This is a genomic window from Streptomyces sp. NPDC002870, assembly GCF_042888505.1.
In the GTDB taxonomy this organism is placed as follows: domain Bacteria; phylum Actinomycetota; class Actinomycetes; order Streptomycetales; family Streptomycetaceae; genus Streptomyces.
In genome coordinates, this window is sequence record NZ_JBIAPW010000007.1 from 121,961 (window position 1) to 144,813 (window position 22,853).

Consider the following 22,853-nt stretch of genomic DNA (forward strand, 5'->3'; position numbering starts at 1 on the left):
GCGGCACCGTACCCCCATGGGATCAAGCGTTCGTGAGCTCGCCGCCGCCACTCCCGGTACGCGGGACCGGTACATCGACCTGCTGCGGGTCGCCTCGCTGGCGACCGTCGTGCTCGGGCACTGGCTCATGGCGGTCGTCACCGGCGACGGCGTCGGGAATCTCCTCGCCGTCGTGCCCGAGCTGCAGCTGCTCACCTGGGCCCTGCAGATCATGCCCGTCTTCTTCTTCGTCGGCGGCTTCTCGCACGCCCTCTCCTACCGCTCCCTGCGCCGCGGGCAGCCGGACGGGTCGGTCTACTCCGCCTTTCTGCGGGCCCGCCTCCAGCGGCTGCTGCGGCCCACCATGGTGTTCATCCTCGTCTGGGGCGCCGCCGCGCTGATCGTTCAACTCCTCGGCGGCGACGGCGGATTGACCGCAGTGGCCCTGCGCCTCGTCGCCCAGCCGCTCTGGTTCATCGGGATCTACCTGGCGATGGTCGCCTTCACCCCACCGCTGCTGAAGCTGCACGAGCGATACGGCTGGGGAGCCTTCGGCGCGCTCGTCGCGGGCGCCGTCCTCGTCGACGGGCTGCGTTTCGTCGCCCACGTGCCCTTCGTGGGGTTCCTGAACTTCGCCTTCGTCTGGCTCGCCGTCCACCAGCTCGGCTTCCTGCGCGCCGACGGCCGGATCCGCATGCCGTCGCTGCTCGCCGCGAGCGGACTGGTGGCCGCCGCCGGGCTCGTCGCGCTGGGCCCGTACCCCCTGAGCATGGTCGGGATGCCCGGCGAGAAGGTCTCGAACATGGCCCCGCCCAGCCTCGCCCTCCTCTGCCACGGCCTGTGGCTGGTCGGCGCGGTGGAGCTGCTCCGTACGCCCGGCACCCGCCTGGTCCGGCGCGCCGGGGTCTGGCGGGCCGTCGTCGCCGCCAACGGCATCGCGATGACCGCGTTCCTGTGGCACCTGACCGCGATGCTCGGCGTGTACGGCGCGCTGCTCGCCCTCGACATCCCGCTGCCGGAGCCCGCGAGCGCCGCCTGGTGGGCGCAGGTGCCGGTCCGTATCGCCGTGGCCGCCGCATTGACGGCGCTGCTGGTCGCCGCCTTCCGCACTTTCGAGCGTCCGGTGCGGACCACCCCGGCCACCGGCTCGGGCCCGATCGCCGCCCTCGGGATCACGCTCTGCCTCTTCGGCGTGCTCGGTCTGTCGATGGTCGGCTTCGGCGGAATGCTGGAGGGAAAGACCGCGATGCTCGTCGCCGTACGCGTCAGCGCGCCCGCCGCGGTCGCCATGGCGCTGATCGGCTGGCTGCTCGTCGAACGGGCCGGCCGGGGCCGCCGCTCCTGAGCCCCGCCCGCGGCGACTACGCTGGGACGTCGATCGATCCCCTCATCTGGAGTGTTAATGGCCGTCAACCTGGTCAATGTCGAGGCAGTCAGCAAGGTGTACGGAACACGTGCCCTGCTCGACGGGGTCTCCCTCGGCGTGTCCGAGGGTGACCGCATCGGCGTCGTCGGCCGCAACGGCGACGGCAAGACCACCCTCATCCGGATGCTTGCCAAGCTGGAGGGGCCCGACACGGGGCGCGTCACCCAGAGCGGTGGGTTGCGACTCGGGGTGCTCACGCAGCACGACTCCCTCGACCCCGCGGCCACCGTCCGGCACGAGGTCATCGGTGACATGGCCGACCACGAGTGGGCGGGCAACGCCAAGATCCGCGACATCCTGACCGGGCTCTTCGGCGATCTGCACCTGCCGGGCTTCGAGCAGGGGCTCGACACCGTCATCGGCCCGCTCTCCGGCGGTGAGCGCCGCCGTATCGCGCTCGCCAAGCTCCTCATCGCCGAGCAGGACCTGATCATCCTCGACGAGCCCACCAACCACCTCGACGTGGAGGGCATCGCCTGGCTGGCGAAGCATCTGCGGACGCGCCGCTCGGCGCTCGTCTGCGTCACCCACGACCGCTGGTTCCTCGACCAGGTCTGCACGCGGATGTGGGACGTCCAGCGCGGCTCGGTCTTCGAGTACGAGGGCGGCTACAGCGACTACGTCTTCGCGCGCGCCGAGCGCGAGCGCATCGCCGCCACCGAAGAGTCCAAGCGGCAGAACCTGATGCGCAAGGAGCTGGCCTGGCTGCGGCGCGGCGCTCCCGCCCGTACGTCCAAGCCGCGCTACCGCATCGAGGCCGCCAACGAGCTGATCGCCGATGTGCCGCCGCCCCGGGACACCAGCGAACTGATGAAGTTCGCCAACGCCCGCCTCGGCAAGACCGTCTTCGACCTGGAGGACGTGACCGTCCAGGCCGGGCCGAAGTTGCTGCTGAAGCATCTGACCTGGCAGCTCGGCCCCGGCGACCGCGTCGGTCTGGTCGGCGTCAACGGCGCGGGCAAGACCTCGCTGCTGCGCGCGCTCACCGAGGCCGCCCGCAGCGGCGGCGACGTGCAGCCCGCGGCCGGGCGGATCGTCGTCGGCAAGACGGTGAAGCTGGCCTACCTCTCGCAGGAGGTCGGCGAACTCAACCCGGCCCTGCGGGTGTTGGAGGCCGTACAGCAGGTGCGGGACCGCGTCGACCTCGGCAAGGGCCGGGAGATGACCGCGGGCCAGCTGTGCGAGCAGTTCGGCTTCATCAAGGAGAAGCAGTGGACGCCCGTCGGCGACCTGTCCGGCGGTGAGCGCCGCCGGCTCCAGATCCTGCGGCTGCTGATGGACGAGCCGAACGTCCTCTTCCTCGACGAGCCCACCAACGACCTCGACATCGAGACCCTGACCCAGCTGGAGGACCTGCTCGACGGCTGGCCGGGTTCGATGGTGGTCATCTCCCACGACCGGTTCTTCATCGAGCGGACGACGGACAAGACGTACGCGCTGCTGGGCGACGCCACTTTGCGGATGCTGCCGCGCGGCATCGAGGAGTACCTGGAGCGCAGGCAGAGGATGATCGAGGCCGCCGTCCCGGCGCCGGCCGCCGCGGTCGTCGCCCCGACGACCGAGAAGTCCGCTGCGGACGTGCGCGTAGCGAAGAAGGAACTGCAGAGGATCGAGCGGCAGTTGAACAAGATCTCCGACCGGGAGACCAGCCTGCACGCCCAGATCGCGGACAACGCCACCGACTTCGGGAAGGTGGCGAAACTCGACACGGAGCTGCGTGAACTCATCCGCGAGCGCGATGAGTTGGAGATGCGCTGGCTGGAGCTGGCCGAAGATGCGTAGCGGCGGTGTGCAGATCCAGTAACGAGGGCATCACGGGCCGGTCCTCCCTTGGGAACAGGGGCGGACCGGCCCCTCGTTGACGGTGCCCTGAGTGATAGAAAGAAGCCCCGCTCGACTGACTTGATACAGCGGATCCCATTGTCCGAAACGCTCCTTTCCGGGTCGAGTGCCTGCCGGAATTGCGGGGGAGACCGGTCGGGCAGGGGACCGTACGAAGGGGGAAGCGCTGATGACTCAGCCGCCCAGCCAGCAACCGCCGCAGGGAGGCTACGGGGAGGCTCCTCAGGGCCCTCCGCACGGCGTGCCCCAACCGCCCGCGCAGCCGCCGCAGATGCCGCCGGCCCCGCAGGGCCAGCCGCAGATGCCGCCGGCCCCGCAGGGCCAGCCGCAGATGCCGCCCACGCCGCCGGCCGGCGCTCCGGCTCCGGGACCGGCTCCGACTCCGGCTCCCGGTTACGGGTATCCGCAGACGCCGCCCGGTCAGCCCGGCTACGGCTACCCGCAGCAGGCCCCCGGCCAGCCCGGTCCGTACAACCAGCCGACCGGCCCGTACGACCAGCAGCCCGGCCCGTACAACCAGCAGCCGGGTCCCTACTCCGGCTACCCGACGCAGCCGCAGTACCCGGGCGCGCCCGTTCCGCCCGGCGGCAGCGGGGGCGGCAACTTCTTCACGAGCAAGCCGGGCATCATCATCGCCGCGGCGGTGGCCGGACTGCTGGTGATCGGCGGCGGTACCTGGTTCGCGCTCAGCGGTGACGACAAGAAGCCGGACGGCAAGAACGTCAGCAAGAGCGACGACCCCACGCCCACCGGCTCGGAGTCCGTCGACCAGGGTGACGGCAGCGGCGACGGCCGCGAGGCCAACGACGACCTCAACGCCGGGCGCAAGCCTGGCGAGGCGAAGGTCATGTTCCTCACGAAGAACGACGTCGACCTGCCGCGCAACGGCGCCGAAGTGTTCGGCCCGTGGGTGGTCGGCGACACCGTCGTCAAGGGCATGTACAAGGAGGTCGTCGGCTACTCGGCGACCGACGGCAAGAAGAAGTGGACCGTGCCGCTCAGCGCCGAGATCTGCTCCGCGCCGAGCCAGACCACGACCGACGGCAAGATTGTCGTGGGGGTCAAGGACGGCCTCACCGAGAAGGCCAAGTGCCTCGATCTGCAGATGATCGACCTCAAGACCGGCAAGGCGGGCTGGAAGAAGCCGATACCGAAGGCCAGCGGCGCCTTCAGCTCGCTCTCCGACTTCACCCTGTCGATCAGTGGCAACACCCTTGCCGCGGGTGGCACCGGGAACTCGTACGGCTTCTCGGTCACCGACGGCCGCCAGCTCTTCAAGGGACCGACCGAGGGCTGCAAGCCGTTCGCCTTCGCCGGCGGCCCCAAGCTGCTCGCCGCCGCAAGCTGCCCGACGTCGGACTACGACAAGCCCAAGCACCAGCTGTCGGAGGTCGATCCCACCACCGGCAAGGCCAAGTGGACGTTCAACGCTCCCGTCGGCTGGGAGATCGACAAGGTCTACTCCGCCAGCCCGCTCGTCGTCTCCCTGACGCAGCGTGAGCCGAAGAAGTGGTCGATCGTCGCCCTCAAGGACAACGGCACGGTGCGCTCGCAGATCGCCGGCGGCAAGGACAAGTTCCAGCCGCGCTGCGGCGGCGCGTTCGTGATCTTCGGTCAGAACCTCGAGGGCTGCACCGGCGTCGCCGCCGACGCCACGAACTTCTACATGGCGACCGAGGCCGCCTACGGCACCGCCAACGAGGTCGTCGCCTTCAACCTCAACACCGGCAAGGCCGCGTGGCGTTCGTCCGCCGACGGCAAACGCCAGATGACGCCGCTGCGCACGGAGGGCGGCAACGTCCTCGTCTACATGAGTGCTTCCTACGACGCGGGCGGCGCGGTCGCCACGATCGCGCCGACGGGTGGCGCGCCGAAGGTGCTGCTGCAGCACCCGGCCTCGACCGCCCAGATCGAGAGCTCTTTCTACTCTCCGAAGCTGGTGTACGCGGACGGCCGGTTCTTCATCGCCAGCGGCCGGGTCAGCGCCGGCAACGACGCGGAGGAGAAGGAGACGAAGACCATGATGGCCTTCGGCAAGTGACGCGACCTGAGCCTTTCGACCCACTTCCTTTCTCCCCGCATCCTTTCGAGGTAAGCACGCCATGACGCAGCCGCCACCGCCGCCGAACCAGCCCCCGCAGGGAGGGTTCGGGGCACCTCAGGACCCTCCGCCAGGAGGCTTCGGAGCCCCCATACCGCCGCCCCCGCAGGACTCGTCGTGCGGCTATCCGCAGACGCCGCCGCCCGCTCAGCCGCCGCAGGGCCCGCCGCCGGGACAGCCCGGTTACGGCTACCCGCAGACACCGGGCCAGGCACCGGGCCAGGCACCGGGCCAGGCACCGGGCCAGGCACCGGGCCAGGCACCTGGCCAGGTGCCCGGTCAGCCGCCCAACTACGGCTACCCGCAGGGCCCGCCGCCTGCCCAGCCGGGCTACGGCTACCCGACCCAGCCCATGCAGCCGCAGTACATGCCGCCCCAGCCCGGCGGCAGCGGCGGCAAGAAGCTGAGCACGCAGATGCAGATCATCATCGCGGCGACCGTCGCCGTGGTGCTGATCGTCGCAGGCGGCATCTGGTACGCCTCCTCCGACGGGGGCGGCGGCAAGAAGGACGACAGCAAGAACCGCACTGAAGCCGGGCCCGCGGGCTCCACCGGCGGCGACAGCGGAGGCAAGGCCGCCGACGGTCCCGGCAAGGAGAAGGCGCCCGCGAACATCAACTCCAAGGTGGCCTTCCAGCTGCCGGAGCCCGCGCGCACCGACATCACCAGCGTCAAGGGCTCCTGGGTCACCGACAAGGCCTACGTCAAGCCCGGCGTGAACTCCCTCGTCGGCTACGACGCGGCCAAGGGCACCCCGCTGTGGACCCTCCCGCTGCCGGGCCAGGTCTGCGCGGCGTCCCGCCATCAGTCCGAGGACAACAAGGCCGCGATCGTCTTCGAGGCCATCAAGCGGGTCCCGCCGAAGAACTACGCGCCGTGCACCGAGGTCGGCGTCGTCGACCTCACCACCGGCAAGCTGCTGTGGAGCAAGTCCGTCAAGGGCACGAGCCGGGGCGACGAGAAGATCAGGTTCACCGAGGTCACCCAGAGCGGCACCACGGTCGCGGCGGGCGGCACCGACGGCGGAGCGGCCTTCGACCTCACCAGCGGCGCCGTCCGCTGGAAGCCCACGGCCAACGCCGAGGGCTGCTACGACATGGGTTACGGCGGCGGCCCGGCGCTCGTCGCGGTCCGCAAGTGCGGTTCGTACGACAGCCCGCAGGTCATCATCCAGGGCCTGAACCCGGACAACGGCACCCCGGCGTTCTCGTACAAGATGCCGGCCGGAGTGGAGTACGCGAGCATCCTCTCCAGCAAGCCGCTGGTCGTCGCAGCAGACGTCGGCGACACCGGCACCTTCGGCATCTCGGACTTCTTCTCGCTCGACGACAAGAACGGAACGCTGCGCGCCAAGATCCCGGCCGCGGGCGACAAGTACCAGGCGCGGTGCGGCTCCACCGAGGTCGAGTCCTGCCAGAAGGTCGTCGTCGGCAACGGCCGGCTGTATCTTCCGACCGCGGACCACGAGGGCACTGGGGAGTACGGCGACACCAACGAGATCCTCTCCTTCGACCTCGCCACCGGAAAGCCGACCAGCGACCGGGCGGACGCGGGCGACCGGTACACGATGTTCCCCGTGCGCATGGACGGCGGGAACCTCATCGCGTACAGGTGGCCCCCCTACGACAAGGGCGGCCAGGTCATCAGCATCGACGGCAGCACGTTCAAGCAGACGGTGCTGATGGAGAATCCGGCCGACAAGGCGGTACGGGACGCGGAGACCAGCTTCTCCTCGGACTACGCCGAGTACCGCTATGCCAATGGGCGGCTGTATGTCGGGGCGGTCTTGATGAGCAAGCCGTCCTCCTCGTCGTCCTTCGGGAAGAAGTACCTGGCCGTCGCCTTCAGCACGGCCGACTGACTTTCCGGACAACTGGGCAGGTGGCCCGGCACATCGGTTTCCGATGTGCCGGGCCACAGCCATAAGTAGCCCTGTTTGGCGATGAATTCAGCACTCTGGGGGGCTTTTGCCGAGTTGGGGGAGCGCGACGTCGAACAAGCGTGTAGCTTGCCGGGTCAGGAGGGCCGGGGGGCCAGCTCCAACGGGGAGGGTTGCTCGATGGGCGTGCGGCTCATGGTGCTCGATGATCACCGACTGCTCGCCGAGGCGCTCGCCTCGGCCTTGAAGCTGCGTGGGCACCGGGTGCTCGCGGCGGCGGCCCCCGCGGCCGGCGCCGCCGACCTGGTGGTCAGCAGGGCGCCCGAGGTGTGCCTGCTGGGCACGGCGACGCCCGCGGAGCCGGGCGCGTTCGATCCCATCGTCAAGATCAAGCGGGAGCGTCCGCAGGTGGCCGTGGTGGTGCTCGGTCCGGTGCCGAGTCCGCGCGGGATCGCCGCGGCCTTCGCGGCCGGCGCCTCGGGTTACGTACGCCACGACGAGCGCATCGAGGGCGTCGAGCGGGCCATGGTCAAGGCCCGGGCGGGCGAGGCGGTGGTGGCGCCGCAGCTGCTGCAGGGCGCGTTCGCGGAGCTGCTCAACCCGGCCGCGCAGCCGGACGACGAGGGGCAGCGGCTGCTGCAGCTGCTCACCCCGCGCGAGATCGAGGTACTGGTGCGGGTCGCCGAGGGCGAGGACACCCGGCTGATCGCGGCCGGCATGGGGATCGCGCCGAGCACGGCCCGTACGCATGTGCAGCGGGTGCTGATGAAGCTGGGGGTCGGCTCCCGTCTCGAGGCGGCGGCCCTTGCGGCGCGCACCGGACTGCTCGACCGGGCGGCGACCGTCTCGCCGACACTCGGTCAAGCGGCGGAGTGAGACGGAGTAAGCGAAGTAGGGCGAAGTAAGGGCTGCGCGTCCTCGGATGTGGCCCTCGGCGCATGAACGCAGTTCACTCCTGAGCGGTCGAATCTGCACTCCTGTTCGCATTTGCGCGCAAGTGCTCTCTCTGGGCTGTACCCATTGACGTCACTGTTGGCTCATGATTTGTTATGTGCGGTTCTGTTTGGATGGTGTGAGGGAGCTCCACGGTGAAGAAGACGTCGACCCGGCTTGCCGACGGTCGTGAGCTGCTCTACTACGACTCCCGCGACGACGCCGTACGGGACGCCGTCGACCAGCGGCCGCTCGATCCCGTCGCCACCACCTCCGAGGTCCGCCGCGACCCGCTGCTCGGCGACTCGGTCGCCATCGCCTCGCACCGCCAGGGCCGCACCTACCACCCGCCGGCCGACGAATGCCCGCTCTGCCCTTCCCGGGACGGCCGCCTCACTGAGATCCCGGCATCCGACTACGACGTCGCCGTCTTCGAGAACCGCTTTCCCTCCCTGGCCGGCGACTGTGGCCGCTGCGAGGTCGTCTGCTTCACCTCCGATCACGACGCCTCCTTCGCCGATCTCAGCGAGGAGCAGGCCGCGCTGGTGCTGGAGGCCTGGACCGACCGCACCGCAGAGCTCGCCGGACTTCCGCAGGTGGAGCAGGTCTTCTGCTTCGAGAACCGGGGCGCGGAGATCGGCGTGACGCTCGGGCACCCGCACGGCCAGATCTACGCGTACCCCTTCGTCACGCCGCGCACCTCGCTGATGCTGCGCTCGGCCGCCGAGCACCGGGCGAGGACCGGCCGCAATCTCTTCGACGACATCGTCGCGCGGGAGCGCTCGGAGCGCGCACGGGTGGTACTGGAGGGTGAACACTGGGTGGCCTTCGTGCCGTACGCCGCGCACTGGCCGTACGAGGTGCACCTCTACCCGCTACGGCGCGTGCCGGACCTTCCGGCGCTGGAGAACGCGGCGCGCACAGAGTTCCCACAGATCTATCTGGAACTGTTGAGACGCTTCGACCGGATCTTCGGGGACGCCGAACCGCCGACGCCGTACATCGCGGCCTGGCACCAGTCGCCCTTCGGTGAGGCCGACAGGAATGATTTCGGGCTCCATCTTGAGCTTTTCACCATTCGACGGACTTCCGGCAAGCTGAAGTTCCTCGCGGGTTCCGAGTCCGGTATGAGCGTGTTCATCAATGATGTGCCGCCGGAAACCGCGGCCGAGCGACTGCGAGAGGTAGCGAGCGAGTGAGCAAGTACCTGGTGACGGGCGGGGCCGGATACATCGGCAGTGTGGTGGCGCAGCACCTGCTGGAGGCGGGGCACGAGGTGACCGTCCTCGACAACCTCTCCACCGGCTTCAGGGAGGGCGTGCCCGCGGGCGCGGCCTTCATCGAGGGTGACATCCGCGACGCCGCCAAGTGGCTCGACGCCTCGTACGACGCGGTACTGCACTTCGCGGCCTTCTCACAGGTCGGCGAGTCCGTCGCGCACCCTGAGAAGTACTGGGCGAACAACGTCGGCGGAACGATTGAGCTGCTCGCGGCGATGCGCTCCGCCGGGGTGCCCAAGCTGGTCTTCTCCTCCACCGCCGCGACGTACGGAGAGCCGGTTTCGACCCCGATCACCGAGACCGACCCGACCGCGCCGACCAGCCCGTACGGTGCGTCGAAGCTGGCAGTCGACCACATGATCACGGGTGAGGCGGCGGCGCACGGTCTGGCGGCCGTGTCCCTCCGGTACTTCAACGTGGCTGGCGCGTACGGCAGTTGCGGCGAGCGCCACGATCCCGAGTCGCATCTCATTCCACTGGTGCTGCAGGTGGCGCTCGGCCGGCGCGAGTCGATCTCGGTGTTCGGGGACGACTATCCGACGCCGGACGGCACCTGCGTACGCGACTACATCCATGTCGCGGACCTCGCAGAGGCGCATCTGCTGGCGCTGGACGCGGCGACGGCGGGGGAGCATCTGATCTGCAACCTCGGCAACGGCAACGGGTTCTCGGTGCGCGAGGTCATCGAGACCGTACGCAAGGTCACCGGGCACCCGGTCCCGGAGGTCGTGGCCCCGCGCCGCGGCGGCGACCCGGCGGTGCTGGTCGCCTCCGCGGCCACCGCGCGGGAACGGCTGGGCTGGGCGCCGAACCGCGGGGACCTGGCGGGCATCGTCTCGGACGCCTGGGACTTTGCCCGGGGCAGGGAGAACGTGTCATGAGCGAAGGCGTGTGGGCGGCACCCGGCAGGGTGAATCTGATCGGTGAACACACCGATTACAACGACGGTTTCGTGATGCCCTTCGCGCTGCCGCACATCACCGTCGCGGCGGCGGCCCGCCGGGACGACGGCGTACTGCGGCTGCACTCGGCGGACGTCCCAGGCGGCGCGGTCGAACTGCGCGTCGACGACCTCGCGCCCGGGCGTGGTCCGGGCGGCTGGACCGACTACCCGGCGGGCGTGGTGTGGGCGCTGCGGGAGGCGGGCCATGCGGTGGGCGGTGCGGACTTCCACTACGAGTCGACGGTCCCGGCCGGCGCCGGGCTCTCGTCCTCCGCAGCACTCGAAGTCGTCACGGCCCTGGCCCTGAACGACCTGTACGAACTGGGCCTGGAGCGGGGGCGGATGGCCCGGCTGTGCCAGCGCGCCGAGAACGTCTACGTCGGCGCGCCCACCGGGATCATGGACCAGACGGCCTCGGCGTGCTGCACCGCGGGCCACGCGCTGCACCTGGACACCCGGGACCTCGCGCAGCGCCAGATCCCCTTCGATCTGGCTGCGCTCGGCCTGGAGCTCCTGGTGGTCGACACCCGGGTCAGGCACGCCCACAGCGAGGGCGAGTACGGCAAACGCCGCGCGGGCTGCGAGGCGGGCGCGGCGGCGCTGGGCGTGCCCGCGCTGCGGGACGTCCCGTACGCGGACCTTGCGGCGGCCCTGTCCCGGCTGGACGACCCGGAGGTGCGCGCCCTGGTCCGTCACATCGTGACCGAGAACCACCGGGTGGAACGGGTGATCGCCCTGCTGGAGGCGGGCGAGGTCGACGCGATAGGCCCCGTCCTCACCGAGGGCCACGCGTCCCTGCGGGACGACTTCCGCGTCTCCTGCCCGGAGCTGGACCTGGTGGTCGACGCGTCCCTGTCGGCGGGCGCGCTGGGCGCGAGGATGACGGGCGGCGGCTTCGGCGGCTCGGCGATCGTCCTGACGCACACGTCGACGTCGGCGACGCTGAAGAAGTCGCTTCAGGAGGCGTTCGCGTCCAAGGGCCTCGCCGAGCCAGGAATCTTCCCGGCAACCCCGTCTCCGGGAGCACGCCGCGTGTCCTGAACCGGCCCACCCGCCTAGAAGCGGGGGCCGGGCCCCCGCGCCCTCAACCCGCTTGATCCCAAGGACCGTTCCGCGTTGTCGGAGTTGCCGGACTCCGGCCGTTCACAGAGCAGCCTGCGCCGATCTTTGTCGACTTCCGCCTCAATACGAAACATGTGGCACACCCTAAACACCCTGGCCAGTCAGTTCTGCAAATAGCCTTCCGCTCCTGCCGCCCAGCCGTAGTCTGATGCACAGCACCGGTGGGGGCCGGTGTCGATCAGGGGGCGAGACAGTCGGGTACGACGCCCGGGGCGGGGTATCAGTCACAGCACGGCGGCGGCCGAGCGACCGCTGTACTACCCCATTTCTCCGGGCGCCGTACCCGCGCCGGTTTCTCCTCCGACACGTGGGGGTGTCTGTGGTTCGTATCCGGGTCCTGGTGGTGGACGACCACCGAATCTTCGCCGAGTCGCTCGCTGCCGCCCTCGCGGCCGAGCCCGACGTCGACGTCGCCGCGGCCGGCAGCGGCCCCGCCGCGCTGCGGTGTCTGGAGCGGGCGGCCGCCGAAGGGCGCAGGTTCGACGTCATGCTCGTCGACGCCGACCTCGGCGCCCAGGTGGTGCCCGGCGCCCGTGCCGTCGTCGCCCGCGCGGTGCCGGACAACGGCGATGACGGCCTCGTCGACGGCATCTCCCTGGTCGCGGGCGTCCGTTCCGGCCAGCTCGCGGTCCGTACCGTCGTGCTCGCCGAGAAGGACGACCCGCGCCGTGCCGCCCTCGCGCTCCAGGCCGGCGCCTCCGGCTGGGTCGCCAAGGACTGCTCCCTGCAGCGGCTGCTCGCGGTGATACGGGGCGTGCTGCGGGACGAGACGCATCTGCCGCCCGCCCTGCTCACCGGCGTACTGCGGGAGTTGACCGCCGCGCGCAAGCACCGCACCGACAGCGAGCGGCTCGTGGAGTCGCTCACGCCACGCGAGCGCGAGGTGCTGCGCTGCATGGTCGCCGGTCTGGGGCGCAAAGCCGTGGCCGAGCGCCTCTTCCTGTCCCCGCACACCGTCCGGACGCATATGCAGAACGTTCTGGGGAAGCTGGGCGTGCATTCCACGCTCGCCGCGGTCGCCCTCGCCCGCCGCGCCGGCGTCGGCCCGGTCGACCTAGCCGGGGATGTTGTCGAACGGGGCGGTCAACTGGCGTAGCAGCGCGGCCAGTTCCACCCGCTGCGCCCGCGACAGCTCCGCCAGGATCGCGCGCTCCTGCGCGAGCAGCCCGGCCAGCGCCTGGTCCGCGCGGTCCCGCCCCTCGGGCGTGAGCCGCACCAGCACCCCGCGCCGGTCGGATGGGTCGGGCAGCCGCTCCACCAGGTCCTTCTTGGCGAGCCGGTCGATGCGGTTGGTCATGGTGCCCGAGGTGACCAGCGTCTGGGTCAGCAACTGGCCGGGTGAGAGCTGGTACGGAGCCCCCGCGCGCCGCAGCGAGGTCAGTACGTCGAACTCCCACGGCTCGAGATTGTGCTCCGCGAAGGCGAGCCGGCGGGCCCGGTCCAGATGGCGGGCGAGCCTGGAGACGCGGCTCAGCACCTCAAGCGGTTCCACGTCGAGGTCGGGGCGCTCACGGCGCCATGCTGCGACCAGTCGATCGACCTCGTCCTCCATATCGATCAGTGTAGAGGGTCTGTCGATGTGAAGTCTCTTGACATCGAGATATATTCGGGCTCAGGCTTGGGCATGGTCGGGCCGGGACATCGTTCCGTTTCGGCGCACCGTTCCTGCAAGGGGGCTCGAACATGCATTCCGTACCAACCTGGGATCCACATCAGTACCTACGCCACGCGGGGCATCGGACCCGCCCGTTCCTCGATCTGCTCGCCCGAATACCGCAGCTACCGAATCGCGATGTGCCCGCCCGTATCGCGGACCTCGGCTGCGGACCCGGAAACGTCACCGCACTCCTGGCCGACCGCTGGCCCACCGCCCACATCACCGGCTTCGACCTTTCGCCCGAGATGCTCGCCATCGCCGACAAAGAGCATGCCGGCACGACATTCGGCGGCGGCTGGCTCGATTTCAGGCTCGCCGACGCCGCGCACTGGACGCCCGACGAGCCTTACGACCTGATCGTCTCCAACGCGGCCCTGCAATGGGTGCCCAACCACCCCGAATCGTTTCCTCTCTGGATCGAGAACCTGGCCCCGGGCGGCACCCTCGCCTTCCAGGTCCCCGGCAACTTCACCTCACCCAGCCACGCACTCCTCGGCGAGCTCTGCGAAACCCCGCAGTGGCGCTCCCGCCTCGGCGACCACGGTCGCCGCTTCGTACACATACTGGAGCCCGACGACTACCTCGCCCGCCTGGCGGACCTCGGCTGCCGGACGGACACCTGGGAGACCACGTACTACCAACTCCTCACCGGGGACGACCCGGTGCTGGACTGGGTCAAGGGCACCGCCCTGCGTCCGGTCCTCACCGAACTCGAGGACGAGCCCGACGCCGCGACCGAATTCCTCGCCCAGTACCGCGATCTGCTCCGCAAGGCCTACCCGCCGGGCCCGCACGGCACTGTGTTCCCGTTCCGCCGGATCTTCGCCGTCGCACGAAGGGGGTCGTGATGCCGATCGTCGACCATGTGACGGCGTGCTGAGCACGCGGGAGCGCCCCGCCCCCGGTCGTAGACCGTGAGACGGGGCGCTCCGGTGTTCTCTAGTACAGCGTGCTGTACGTGTTCCAGCCGTTGCCGATCTTGGCCCTGGCGTTGAATCCGCCCGTGGCCCTGGCGGTGTAGCGGTACAGCTCTCCCGCGGCGTTCGCGCCGACCAGGTCCGCGCGTCCGTCGCCGTCGAGGTCCCCGGGGGCCGACAGCTTGGTGTACGTGTTCCAGCCCGAGCCGATCAGCGTCCTCGCCTTGAACGGCGCCGAGGCGACGCCCGTACCGGCGTACAGATACAGCCTGCCGTCGGTGCCGCGGGCGATCAGGTCGCTGCGGCCGTCGCCGTTGACGTCGCCGGCTCCGACCAGCTTGTTGAACCCGCTCCAGCCGGTGCCGATCTTGAGCCGGGCGGCGAACTTCGAACCGGTGCCGTCCCCGCGGTAGAGATACAGCGCACCGGAGCCGTCACGCGCCAGCAGGTCGCCCTTGCCGTCGCCGTTCAGGTCGCCGGGGCCGGTGAGGAGGTTGTAGACGCCCCAGCCGGAGCCGATGACGTGTACTTCGCCGGAGGCGTGGCTGAGGTTGTACAGCGTGCCGTTGTACAGCTCGAGAAGGTCGGCGAAGCCGTTGGGGTCGAGCGACGAGGTGAAGGTGAGCTTCGCCCCCTTGAACCCGCCGATGTCGCTGACCTGGTCACGGGCGCTCAGCAGACCGTTGTTCAGGGCGTAGTAGGTGAACAGCGTGCCGTTGGTGTCCAGCCCGAGCACCTCGTCCTTGCCGAGATGCGGGTTGTTGCCCGCGCCGGCGAACTGCGCCACCGCGTTCCAGCCGGAGCCGCCCGACACGCGGGGGAGGAAGTCGCCCGTCCCCGTGGACTCGTAGGTGTAGAGCAGGCCCGACGGCGTACGGGCGACGAGGTCGCCGAGACCGTCGCCGCTCTGGTCGTCGAGGCTGAGGATCTGGTTGTAGCCGTTCCAGCCGTCGCCGACCTTGACGCGGCCCTTGAAGGGCGAGTCGGGGCTGGGGTTGCCCGAGTAGAAGAACAGCTCGCCGCCGGGCGTACGGGCGAAGAGGTCGGCGATGCCGTCGCTGTTGACGTCGTTCACGCCGATGAGCTGGTCGTACCCGCCCCAGCCGGAGCCGACCTTGACCCGGGCGGCCATGGGGGCGGCTGCCCCCGGCGTCGTCCGGTACAGGTACAGGTCGCCCGACGGCGTACGCGCGAGGATGTCGCCGCTGCCGTCACCGGTCAGGTCGCCGGGCGAGAAGACCTTGTTGTACGCCTGCCAGCCCACCCCGGACCAGATGATCATGCCCCCCTGGAGGGAGCTCCGGTAGGCCGAGAGCCGGCCGCTCGACAGCAGGGTGAAGTGGACCGGTCCGGCCTCTTCGAGACCGGCGACCGAGAAGACGTCCTTGAAGGTCTCGTCCGCGGTCTCACTGGTGTCGAAGAGGTACTCGTAGGACGAGGTACCGCTGGTCGGCGCCACATAGATCCTGCCGTTGCCGGCACGGTAGAGAAGATCGGTGAAGCCGTCACCGTCGATGTCGCTGCGCGGCTTGGCGACCGGGACGTCGGCCGCGTCCGCCGCGGAGTGCTGCTTGGCGCCGTGCTTGGGAAGCGTCAGCTTCGGCTGCTCGATGTCCGGCCTGGTCTGCTCGACCGGTGAGGGCGGCGGCACGCTGTCGTCCGCCGCCGCAGGGACGGCGAGCAGCATGCCTGCCGAGAGGGCGAGTGCCGTGCAGGCCGCGATCCTGCGGGCGCGTCTGAAACGCACGCCGACGGGACGGCCGGGTTCCACTGAAGACAAGGTCCCCCCCTGGGGAAAATGGTGGAACCGGGTTGAAGACGTTCGCGGTTGCTCTTTTCGAGTGGCGAACCGTTCCCCGGAATAGTCGCAAATTCTACAACTGTGGAATCCGGGCCGGTAGGTGGACAGGGGACCGAAGAGGCTTCAGTTCTTGCGGTGGCCTATCAGCCGCGGCTTCTGCTCGAGACCGTCCAGGCCGTGCCAGGCCAGATTCACCAGATGCGCCGCGACCTCCGCCTTCTTCGGCCGGCGGGCGTCCACCCACCACTGGCCGGTCAGCGCGACCATGCCGACCAGCGCCTGCGCGTACATCGGGGCGAGTTTCTGGTCGAAGCCCCGGGCCTTGAACTCCAGGCCGAGGATGTCCTCGACCTGGGTGGCGATATCGCTGATCAGCGAGGCGAAGGTGCCGGTCGACTGGGCGACCGGGGAGTCGCGGACGAGGATGCGGAACCCGTCCGTATACGTCTCGATGTAGTCGAGGAGCGCGAAAGCCGCCTGCTCCAGCAGCTCCCGCGGATGCCCCGCGGTCAGCGCGCTCGTCACCATGTCGAGCAGCTGGCGCATCTCGCGGTCCACCACGACGGCGTACAGCCCCTCCTTGCCACCGAAGTGCTCGTACACCACCGGCTTGGAGACGCCCGCCTTCGCGGCGATCTCCTCGACCGACGTGCCCTCGAAACCCTTCTCGGCGAACAGGGTGCGACCGATGTCCAGCAGCTGCTCCCGGCGCTCCGCCCCGGTCATCCGGACCCGGCGCGCGCGCCGGGTCCCCGAGGTCCGGCTCTTGTCCGGTTTGCTAGTACTGCCGTCGATCGCCACGTCGTCAATCATGCCGCGTCTGCGGTGTCGCTCTTGCGCCGGGCGTCAATACGGGACGCATCGGGCCAGCGGACGTCGTAGGCCCAGCCCAGCTGCTCGAACCAGCGGATGATCCGGGCGCTGGAATCGATCTGGCCGCGCAGCACGCCGTGCCGTGCGCTGGTCGGGTCGGCGTGGTGCAGGTTGTGCCAGGACTCACCGCAGGACAGCACCGCGAGCCACCACACGTTGCCCGAGCGGTCACGGGACTTGAAGGGGCGCTTGCCGACCGCATGGCAGATGGAGTTGATCGACCACGTGACGTGGTGCAGCAGGCAGACGCGGACCAGCGAACCCCAGAAGAAGGCGGTGAACGCCCCCCACCACGACATCGTGACCAGACCGCCGATCAGCGGCGGGATCGCCAGCGAGAGGATCGTCCAGTAGATGAAGTCACGGGAGATCCGGCGCAGTGCCTCGTCCTTGATCAGATCCGGCGCGTACTTGTGCTGCGGCGTCCGCTCCTCGTCGAACATCCAGCCGATGTGGGCCCACCACAGGCCCTTCATCAGCGCGGGGACACTCTCGCCGAAGCGCCACGGCGAGTGGGGGTCGCCCTCCGCGTCCGAGAACTTGTGGTGCCTGCGGTGGTCGGCCACCCAGCGCACGAGCGGCCCCTCGACGGCCAGCGAGCCCATGACCGCGAGCGCGATGCGCAGCGGGCGCTTCGCCTTGAAGGCGCCGTGTGTGAAATAGCGGTGGAAACCGATCGTGATGCCGTGGCAGCCGATGTAGTACATCGCCACCAGCAGGCCCAGGTCGAGCCAGCTCACGCCCCAGCCCCAGGCCAGCGGCACGGCCGCGAGCAGGGCGAGAAAGGGCACCGTGATGAACAGCAGCAGGGCGATCTGCTCGATCGACCGCTTGCTGTCCCCGCCCAGAGTGGCGGAAGGGAGGTCGGCCGACGGCGTCTGAGGGACGTCGTCGAGCAGATCAGGGCTTGTCGTCATGGGGGTCCCCTGTGGGGTGAGAGATACAACAGAAACCGCATTACGGACGCGTAACCTACGGCAACGTAAGTATGGCAGCGTGCCGCCCCGCGGCAAGAGACCTGTGGAGAACGGCGGCGAACGTCAAAGAAAAGGCCACCTATCCTGGGTGTCGTCGGACAGCGCGGTCCGCAGCCTCCAGACCCCTCCAGACGTGCTCAAACACTGCAAGGAGCCGCACCTGTGAGCAGTGCCGACCAGACCCCCACCGCCAGCGCCGAAATGCGTGCCGACATCCGCCGCCTGGGCGATTTGCTGGGCGAGACCCTCGTCCGGCAGGAGGGCCCCCAGCTCCTGGAGCTGGTAGAGCGGGTCCGTGCCCTGACGCGCAGCGACGGCGAGGCCGCAGCCGAGCTGCTGGGCGACACCGACCTGGAGACGGCGGCCAAGCTGGTGCGCGCCTTCTCCACCTACTTCCATCTGGCGAACGTCACCGAGCAGGTGCACCGCGGCCATGAGATGCGTGAGCGGCGGGCCGCCGAGGGCGGGCTGCTGGCACGTACGGCGGACTGGCTCAAGGACGCCGACCCCGAGCACCTGCGCGAGACCGTCAAGAATCTGAACGTACGGCCGGTCTTCACCGCGCACCCGACCGAGGCGGCGAGGCGTTCCGTACTGAACAAGCTGCGCCGCATCGCCGAACTCCTCGACGCCCCGGTCAGCCCGGCCGACCGGCGCCGGCACGATCTGCGGCTCGCCGAGAACATCGACCTGATCTGGCAGACCGACGAGCTGCGCGTGGTGCGGCCCGAGCCGGCCGACGAGGCGCGCAACGCGATCTACTACCTCGACGAGCTGCACGCGGGGGCCGTCGGCGACGTGCTGGAGGACCTGTCCGCGGAGCTGGAGCGGGTCGGTGTCGAGCTGCCCCCGCAGACGCGCCCGCTGACCTTCGGCACCTGGATCGGCGGCGACCGTGACGGCAACCCCAACGTCACCCCTGCGGTGACCTGGGAGGTGCTGATCCTTCAGCACGAGCACGGCATCAGCGACGCCATCAAGGTCGTCGACTATCTGCGCGGACTGCTCTCCAACTCCATCCGCTACGCGGGCGCGACGGAGGAGCTGTTGGCGTCGCTGCAGAGCGATCTGGAGCGGTTGCCGGAGATCAGTCCCCGCTACAAGCGGCTGAACGTCGAGGAGCCGTACCGCCTCAAGGCCACCTGCATCCGGCAGAAGCTCGTCAACACCCGGGAGCGGCTCGCCAAGGGCACGCCGCACGAGGAGGGCCGCGACTACCTCGGCACCGCCGAGCTGCTGCACGACCTCACCCTGATCCAGACGTCGCTGCGCGCGCACCGCGGCGGCCTCTTCGCCGACGGCCACATGGACCGTACGATCCGGACGATCGCGGCGTTCGGGCTGCAGCTCGCGACGATGGACGTACGCGAGCACGCGGACGCGCACCACCACGCGCTCGGGCAGCTCTTCGACCGGCTCGGCGAGGAGTCCTGGCGGTACGCGGACATGCCGCGGGACTACCGGCAGAAGCTGCTCGCCAAGGAGCTGCGCTCGCGGCGGCCGCTGGCGCCGACGCCCGCGCCGCTGGACGCCGCCGGGCAGAAGACGCTCGGCGTCTTCCACACCGTGAAGGAGGCCTTCGAGCGCTTCGGTCCGGAGGTCATCGAGTCGTACATCATCTCGATGTGCCAGGGCGCGGACGACGTCTTCGCCGCGGCGGTCCTGGCGCGCGAGGCCGGGCTGATCGATCTGCACGGGGGCTGGGCGAAGATCGGCATCGTGCCGCTGCTGGAGACCACGGACGAGCTGAAGGCCGCGGACGTCATCCTGGACGGGATGCTCGCCGACCCCTCGTACCGGCGGCTCGTCTCGCTGCGGGGCGACGTCCAGGAGGTCATGCTCGGGTACTCCGACTCGTCGAAGTTCGGCGGCATCACCACCTCGCAGTGGGAGATCCACCGGGCGCAGCGCAGGCTGCGTGATGTGGCGCACCGGTACGGCGTACGGCTGCGGCTCTTCCACGGCCGCGGCGGCACGGTCGGCCGCGGCGGCGGCCCCTCGCACGACGCGATCCTGGCGCAGCCGTGGGGCACGCTGGAGGGCGAGATCAAGGTGACCGAGCAGGGCGAGGTCATCTCCGACAAGTATCTGATCCCGTCGCTGGCCAGGGAGAACCTGGAGCTGACGGTCGCGGCGACGCTGCAGGCGTCCGCGCTGCACACCGCCCCGCGCCAGTCGGACGAGGCACTGGCGCGCTGGGACGCGGCGATGGACACGGTCTCGGACGCGGCGCACTCGGCGTACCGCCGCCTGGTCGAGGACCCGGACCTGCCCGCGTACTTCTTCGCCTCCACGCCGGTGGACCAGCTGGCGGACCTGCACCTGGGCTCGCGGCCGTCCCGCCGGCCGGACTCCGGGGCGGGCCTCGACGGCCTGCGTGCCATCCCCTGGGTCTTCGGCTGGACGCAGTCGCGGCAGATCGTGCCGGGGTGGTTCGGCGTCGGCTCGGGCCTGAAGGCGCTGCGCGAGGCCGGTCTGGACACGGTCCTGGCCGAGATGCACGAGCAGTGGCACTTCTTCCAGAACTTCATCGCGAACGTCGAGATGACGCTGGCGAAGACGGACCTGCGGATCGCCCGGCACTACGTGGACACGCTCGTCCCCGACGACCTGAAGCACGTCTTCGCCACGATCGAGGCAGAGCATGCGCTGACGGTCAGCGAAGTCCTGAAGGTCACGGGCGGCGAGCGGCTGCTGGGCTCGAACCCTGTGCTGCAGCAGACGTTCGGCATCCGTGACGCCTACCTGGACCCGATCTCCTACCTGCAGGTCTCGCTTCTGGCGCGCCAGCGCGAGGCGGCGGCCCGGGGCGAGGAGCCGGACCCGCTGCTGTCGCGGGCGCTGCTGCTGACGGTCAACGGGGTGGCGGCGGGGCTGCGCAACACCGGCTGACGGCACGGCGAAACGGCCCCCTCCCCGATCGGGGAGGGGGCCGTTCTTGCTACTCGTCAGTGCTCAGGCACTCGTCAGTGCTGCTGGGCCTTGCGGCGGCGCGCGATCAGGTAGCCGCCCGCGCCGACCAGGGCCGCGGCGACCGCCGAGATCGCGCCGATCGGGGCGCTCGAACCGGTCTCGGCGAGGTCACCGCCGCCGGCCGGGGACGGGGACGGGGCGGCGCTCGGAGCCGCGGAGGGGGAGGTGGAGGAGGTGGGCTCCTCCGTCGGCTCCTCGGAAGGCTCCTCTGAGGGCTTCTCCGAAGGCTTGCCGGTCGGCTCCTCGCTCGGCTTGCCGTCGTCCTCGCACTCGGTCCAGAAGACCTTGTGCTTGGCCTCGCCGTGCTCACCGTCGAAGTTCCAGACGAGCTTGTAGTGCCCGTCGGGCAGGGTCTTGTCGTCCGTACGGCCGTGACCCTCGCCGTCCAGCGTCAGTGAACCGCTGTCCGCGACCGTGCCTTTGGTGCCGGTCGGCGGCATCTCGACGATTTTCCAGTCGACTTCCTGGCCGCCGTCGAAACCGAAGGCGTCGAGGTAGAAGGAGCAGACGTGCGGCTCGTTCTTGCGGAGTTCTTCGCCGGTCTTGGCGTCGTGGATTTTCACGGTGCCGTTGTCGCCGGGCGGAGTGGCGAGCGCGGATGGAGCGGCCGTCAGCGAAAGGGCCGCTGCCGCCACCAGGGCGCCTGTGAACGTAATGGTGCGCATGGGCAATCCAACGTGAGAGAGGGTGGGTGCCGTGGGGGGCTGCTCAGCGTCCTGTGAACTCGCGCGCCGGTCAAGCCACTTAGCGACGCATCTGCCCCAAGAGTCAGCACATGTCCCGATAGTCCTGGATAACGATCAGGTGAATGCGTCGTTCGGGTACGGGGGTTGGGGGCTCCGGGAGTCCGGCTCAGAGTGCGAAGAAAGCTCCCACCAGCAGCGCCCCGCCGGCCGTCGCCGTCGCCCAGGCGGTCCGGGTCAGTCTGAGGCCGCCGCCGATGACGAGGGCGGCGAGGAGCAGTGCGCCGCCGAGCGGAAGCCAGGCGTGCAGGGCGCCCGCTGTACCGGTGCGGACCACTTCCGCGGTATCCGGCTTCACCACCACCGGGAGCTTGGCGCCCTTCTTCACGGCGATCGACTTCTCGATCGTCATGCCCGAGCGGGGCGCGGCCGAGCCCTCCGGGTCGTACGGCCCTGTGCAGGTGTCCGCGCCGCAGCTGGCGACCGTGAGCGTGCCGTGTTCCCGCCCCTTCGCGAGCAGGACGTGCTGGGCCGTGCCCCACGACGACCAGAAACCGGCGATCAGCAGCAGCGCGGCAATGAAGGCCATGGCCGACCGGCGGCCGTAGAGGAGCAAGTGAGTCCGGTTCACAACGCGCGATCCTTGGCCATACGGCCGCGCCCGGTCAACCTGCGGCCCGGCCTTATCAGGAGTTGTACGTACTTTGCGCCCGCTCCAGGCCTTCCGCCAGCAGGCACTCCACCGAGTCCGCCGCCCGGTCCACGAGGTAGCCGAGCTCCTTGCGCTCCGTGGACGAGAAGTCCTTCAGTACGAAGTCCGCGACCTGCATCCGGCCCGGCGGGCGGCCGATCCCGAAACGCACCCGGTGATAGTCCGAGCCCATCGCCTTGGTCATGGACTTCAGGCCGTTGTGCCCATTGTCGCCGCCGCCCAGCTTCAGCCGCAGCATGCCGTAGTCGATGTCCAGCTCGTCGTGGATCGCGACGATGTTGGAGACCGGCACCTTGTAGAAGTCGCACAGCGAGCCGACCGGGCCGCCGGACAGATTCATGTACGACATCGGCTTGGCGAGGATCACCCGCCGGTTCGCGGGGCCGGGCGCGCCGATCCGGCCCTCCACGACCTGCGCCTGCGCCTTCTGCGCGCGCTTGAACTTGCCGCCGATGCGCTCCGCGAGCAGGTCGGCGACCATGAACCCGACGTTGTGCCGGTTCGCGGCATAGTCGGGCCCGGGATTGCCGAGGCCGACGATGAGCCAGGGGGTGTTCACCTCGGACATCTGCGCTGCGTCTCCTCGCGTAAGGCGTAAGGGCATTCGTACAGACAGGGAAACGGGGTGGGGGGGCGCCCCCCCCCCCCCCCGCCACCCCCCCCCCAAACCCCCCTAAGGCGCAAGCGCCCCCCCCCCCCCCCCCCCCCCCCCCCCCCCCCGCCCCCGGCGGCCCCGCCCGGGCGGGCCCGCCCAC

General features: G+C 69.9%; 18 protein-coding genes. 11 read left to right on the top strand and 7 right to left on the bottom strand.

The genetic code is table 11. From position 1 onward, the window contains the following. Nucleotides 1-16 precede the first annotated feature (16 nt). The 9 genes from ACFYWY_RS11580 (at nt 17) to ACFYWY_RS11620 (ending at nt 12,601) form a co-directional block, all read left to right on the top strand. Nucleotides 17-1,324: an acyltransferase gene (locus tag ACFYWY_RS11580; RefSeq protein ID WP_389183398.1), complete on the top strand. Its 1,308-nt coding sequence runs from the start codon at nt 17-19 to the stop codon at nt 1,322-1,324. A gap of 57 nt (nt 1,325-1,381) precedes the next feature. Then, nucleotides 1,382-3,187 (top strand): ABC-F family ATP-binding cassette domain-containing protein, encoded by a 1,806-nt coding sequence (locus tag ACFYWY_RS11585; RefSeq protein ID WP_389183401.1) that lies wholly within the window; start codon nt 1,382-1,384, stop codon nt 3,185-3,187. A 229-nt stretch (nt 3,188-3,416) separates the two neighbouring features. Beyond that, nucleotides 3,417-5,288 carry a PQQ-binding-like beta-propeller repeat protein gene (locus ACFYWY_RS11590; protein WP_389183404.1) on the top strand — a complete coding sequence of 624 codons (1,872 nt, stop codon included), beginning with the start codon at nt 3,417-3,419 and terminating at the stop codon, nt 5,286-5,288. A 61-nt stretch (nt 5,289-5,349) separates the two neighbouring features. Continuing rightward, nucleotides 5,350-7,209 (top strand): PQQ-binding-like beta-propeller repeat protein, encoded by a 1,860-nt coding sequence (locus ACFYWY_RS11595; protein WP_389183407.1) that lies wholly within the window; start codon nt 5,350-5,352, stop codon nt 7,207-7,209. Between the two features lie 198 nt (nt 7,210-7,407). Further along, nucleotides 7,408-8,103, top strand: a complete 696-nt coding sequence (locus ACFYWY_RS11600) for a response regulator transcription factor (protein WP_389183410.1) — start codon at nt 7,408-7,410, stop codon at nt 8,101-8,103. Between the two features lie 212 nt (nt 8,104-8,315). After that, the gene (gene galT / locus ACFYWY_RS11605) at nt 8,316-9,359 is read left to right on the top strand and encodes a galactose-1-phosphate uridylyltransferase (protein ID WP_389183413.1); all 1,044 of its coding nucleotides are present in this window, start codon (nt 8,316-8,318) and stop codon (nt 9,357-9,359) included. Next, a complete protein-coding gene (gene galE / locus ACFYWY_RS11610) occupies nt 9,356-10,321 on the top strand; it encodes a UDP-glucose 4-epimerase GalE (RefSeq protein ID WP_389183416.1) in 966 nt (321 codons plus the stop codon). The genes galT and galE overlap by 4 nt, the downstream gene beginning before the upstream one ends. Beyond that, the gene (galK, locus tag ACFYWY_RS11615; protein ID WP_389183419.1) at nt 10,318-11,424 is read left to right on the top strand and encodes a galactokinase; all 1,107 of its coding nucleotides are present in this window, start codon (nt 10,318-10,320) and stop codon (nt 11,422-11,424) included. The genes galE and galK overlap by 4 nt, the downstream gene beginning before the upstream one ends. 400 nt (nt 11,425-11,824) lie before the next feature. After that, nucleotides 11,825-12,601: a LuxR C-terminal-related transcriptional regulator gene (locus ACFYWY_RS11620; RefSeq protein ID WP_389183781.1), complete on the top strand. Its 777-nt coding sequence runs from the start codon at nt 11,825-11,827 to the stop codon at nt 12,599-12,601. Here ACFYWY_RS11620 and tamR read toward each other — a convergent pair. Next, nucleotides 12,560-13,057: a MarR family transcriptional regulator TamR gene (gene tamR / locus ACFYWY_RS11625; RefSeq protein ID WP_389183422.1), complete on the bottom strand. Its 498-nt coding sequence runs from the start codon at nt 13,055-13,057 to the stop codon at nt 12,560-12,562. The two genes, ACFYWY_RS11620 and tamR, sit on opposite strands and share 42 nt — an antisense overlap. A gap of 131 nt (nt 13,058-13,188) precedes the next feature. Here tamR and ACFYWY_RS11630 point away from each other — a divergent pair, with 131 nt between their 5' ends. Next, the gene (locus ACFYWY_RS11630; RefSeq protein ID WP_389183425.1) at nt 13,189-14,010 is read left to right on the top strand and encodes a trans-aconitate 2-methyltransferase; all 822 of its coding nucleotides are present in this window, start codon (nt 13,189-13,191) and stop codon (nt 14,008-14,010) included. Between the two features lie 91 nt (nt 14,011-14,101). On the opposite strand, the gene ACFYWY_RS11635 is transcribed toward ACFYWY_RS11630, so the two are convergent. The 3 genes from ACFYWY_RS11635 to ACFYWY_RS11645 form a co-directional block, all read right to left on the bottom strand. After that, nucleotides 14,102-15,850 carry an FG-GAP repeat domain-containing protein gene (locus tag ACFYWY_RS11635; RefSeq protein WP_389183783.1) on the bottom strand — a complete coding sequence of 583 codons (1,749 nt, stop codon included), beginning with the start codon at nt 15,848-15,850 and terminating at the stop codon, nt 14,102-14,104. Nucleotides 15,851-16,003: 153 nt separating this feature from the next. After that, nucleotides 16,004-16,693 carry a TetR/AcrR family transcriptional regulator gene (locus ACFYWY_RS11640; protein ID WP_389183428.1) on the bottom strand — a complete coding sequence of 230 codons (690 nt, stop codon included), beginning with the start codon at nt 16,691-16,693 and terminating at the stop codon, nt 16,004-16,006. Then, nucleotides 16,690-17,670: an acyl-CoA desaturase gene (locus ACFYWY_RS11645; RefSeq protein WP_389183431.1), complete on the bottom strand. Its 981-nt coding sequence runs from the start codon at nt 17,668-17,670 to the stop codon at nt 16,690-16,692. The genes ACFYWY_RS11640 and ACFYWY_RS11645 overlap by 4 nt, the downstream gene beginning before the upstream one ends. Nucleotides 17,671-17,892: 222 nt before the next feature. Between ACFYWY_RS11645 and ppc the strand changes: the two genes are divergently transcribed. Beyond that, entirely contained in the window at nt 17,893-20,622 is a 2,730-nt protein-coding gene (gene ppc, locus ACFYWY_RS11650) for a phosphoenolpyruvate carboxylase (protein WP_389183434.1), read from the top strand. Nucleotides 20,623-20,696: 74 nt separating this feature from the next. Here ppc and ACFYWY_RS11655 read toward each other — a convergent pair whose 3' ends face one another. The 3 genes from ACFYWY_RS11655 to pth all read right to left on the bottom strand — a co-directional run bounded on the left by ACFYWY_RS11655 (nt 20,697) and on the right by pth (nt 22,666). Beyond that, a complete protein-coding gene (locus tag ACFYWY_RS11655; RefSeq protein WP_389183437.1) occupies nt 20,697-21,368 on the bottom strand; it encodes an LPXTG cell wall anchor domain-containing protein in 672 nt (223 codons plus the stop codon). Between the two features lie 187 nt (nt 21,369-21,555). Continuing rightward, nucleotides 21,556-21,975 (bottom strand): hypothetical protein, encoded by a 420-nt coding sequence (locus ACFYWY_RS11660; protein WP_389183786.1) that lies wholly within the window; start codon nt 21,973-21,975, stop codon nt 21,556-21,558. A 97-nt stretch (nt 21,976-22,072) separates the two neighbouring features. Then, the gene (gene pth, locus ACFYWY_RS11665) at nt 22,073-22,666 is read right to left on the bottom strand and encodes an aminoacyl-tRNA hydrolase (protein WP_389183440.1); all 594 of its coding nucleotides are present in this window, start codon (nt 22,664-22,666) and stop codon (nt 22,073-22,075) included. Nucleotides 22,667-22,853: the final 187 nt, after the last annotated feature.

Coding starts and splice junctions, on each gene's coding strand:
- ACFYWY_RS11580 (WP_389183398.1), top strand. CDS start 17: ATGGGATCAAGCGTTCGTGAGCTCGCCGCCGCCACTCCCGGTACGCGG.
- ACFYWY_RS11585 (WP_389183401.1), top strand. CDS start 1,382: ATGGCCGTCAACCTGGTCAATGTCGAGGCAGTCAGCAAGGTGTACGGA.
- ACFYWY_RS11590 (WP_389183404.1), top strand. CDS start 3,417: ATGACTCAGCCGCCCAGCCAGCAACCGCCGCAGGGAGGCTACGGGGAG.
- ACFYWY_RS11595 (WP_389183407.1), top strand. CDS start 5,350: ATGACGCAGCCGCCACCGCCGCCGAACCAGCCCCCGCAGGGAGGGTTC.
- ACFYWY_RS11600 (WP_389183410.1), top strand. CDS start 7,408: ATGGGCGTGCGGCTCATGGTGCTCGATGATCACCGACTGCTCGCCGAG.
- galK (WP_389183419.1), top strand. CDS start 10,318: ATGAGCGAAGGCGTGTGGGCGGCACCCGGCAGGGTGAATCTGATCGGT.
- tamR (WP_389183422.1), bottom strand. CDS start 13,057: ATGGAGGACGAGGTCGATCGACTGGTCGCAGCATGGCGCCGTGAGCGC.
- ACFYWY_RS11630 (WP_389183425.1), top strand. CDS start 13,189: ATGCATTCCGTACCAACCTGGGATCCACATCAGTACCTACGCCACGCG.
- ACFYWY_RS11640 (WP_389183428.1), bottom strand. CDS start 16,693: ATGATTGACGACGTGGCGATCGACGGCAGTACTAGCAAACCGGACAAG.
- ACFYWY_RS11645 (WP_389183431.1), bottom strand. CDS start 17,670: ATGACGACAAGCCCTGATCTGCTCGACGACGTCCCTCAGACGCCGTCG.
- ACFYWY_RS11655 (WP_389183437.1), bottom strand. CDS start 21,368: ATGCGCACCATTACGTTCACAGGCGCCCTGGTGGCGGCAGCGGCCCTT.
- ACFYWY_RS11660 (WP_389183786.1), bottom strand. CDS start 21,975: ATGGCCTTCATTGCCGCGCTGCTGCTGATCGCCGGTTTCTGGTCGTCG.
- pth (WP_389183440.1), bottom strand. CDS start 22,666: ATGTCCGAGGTGAACACCCCCTGGCTCATCGTCGGCCTCGGCAATCCC.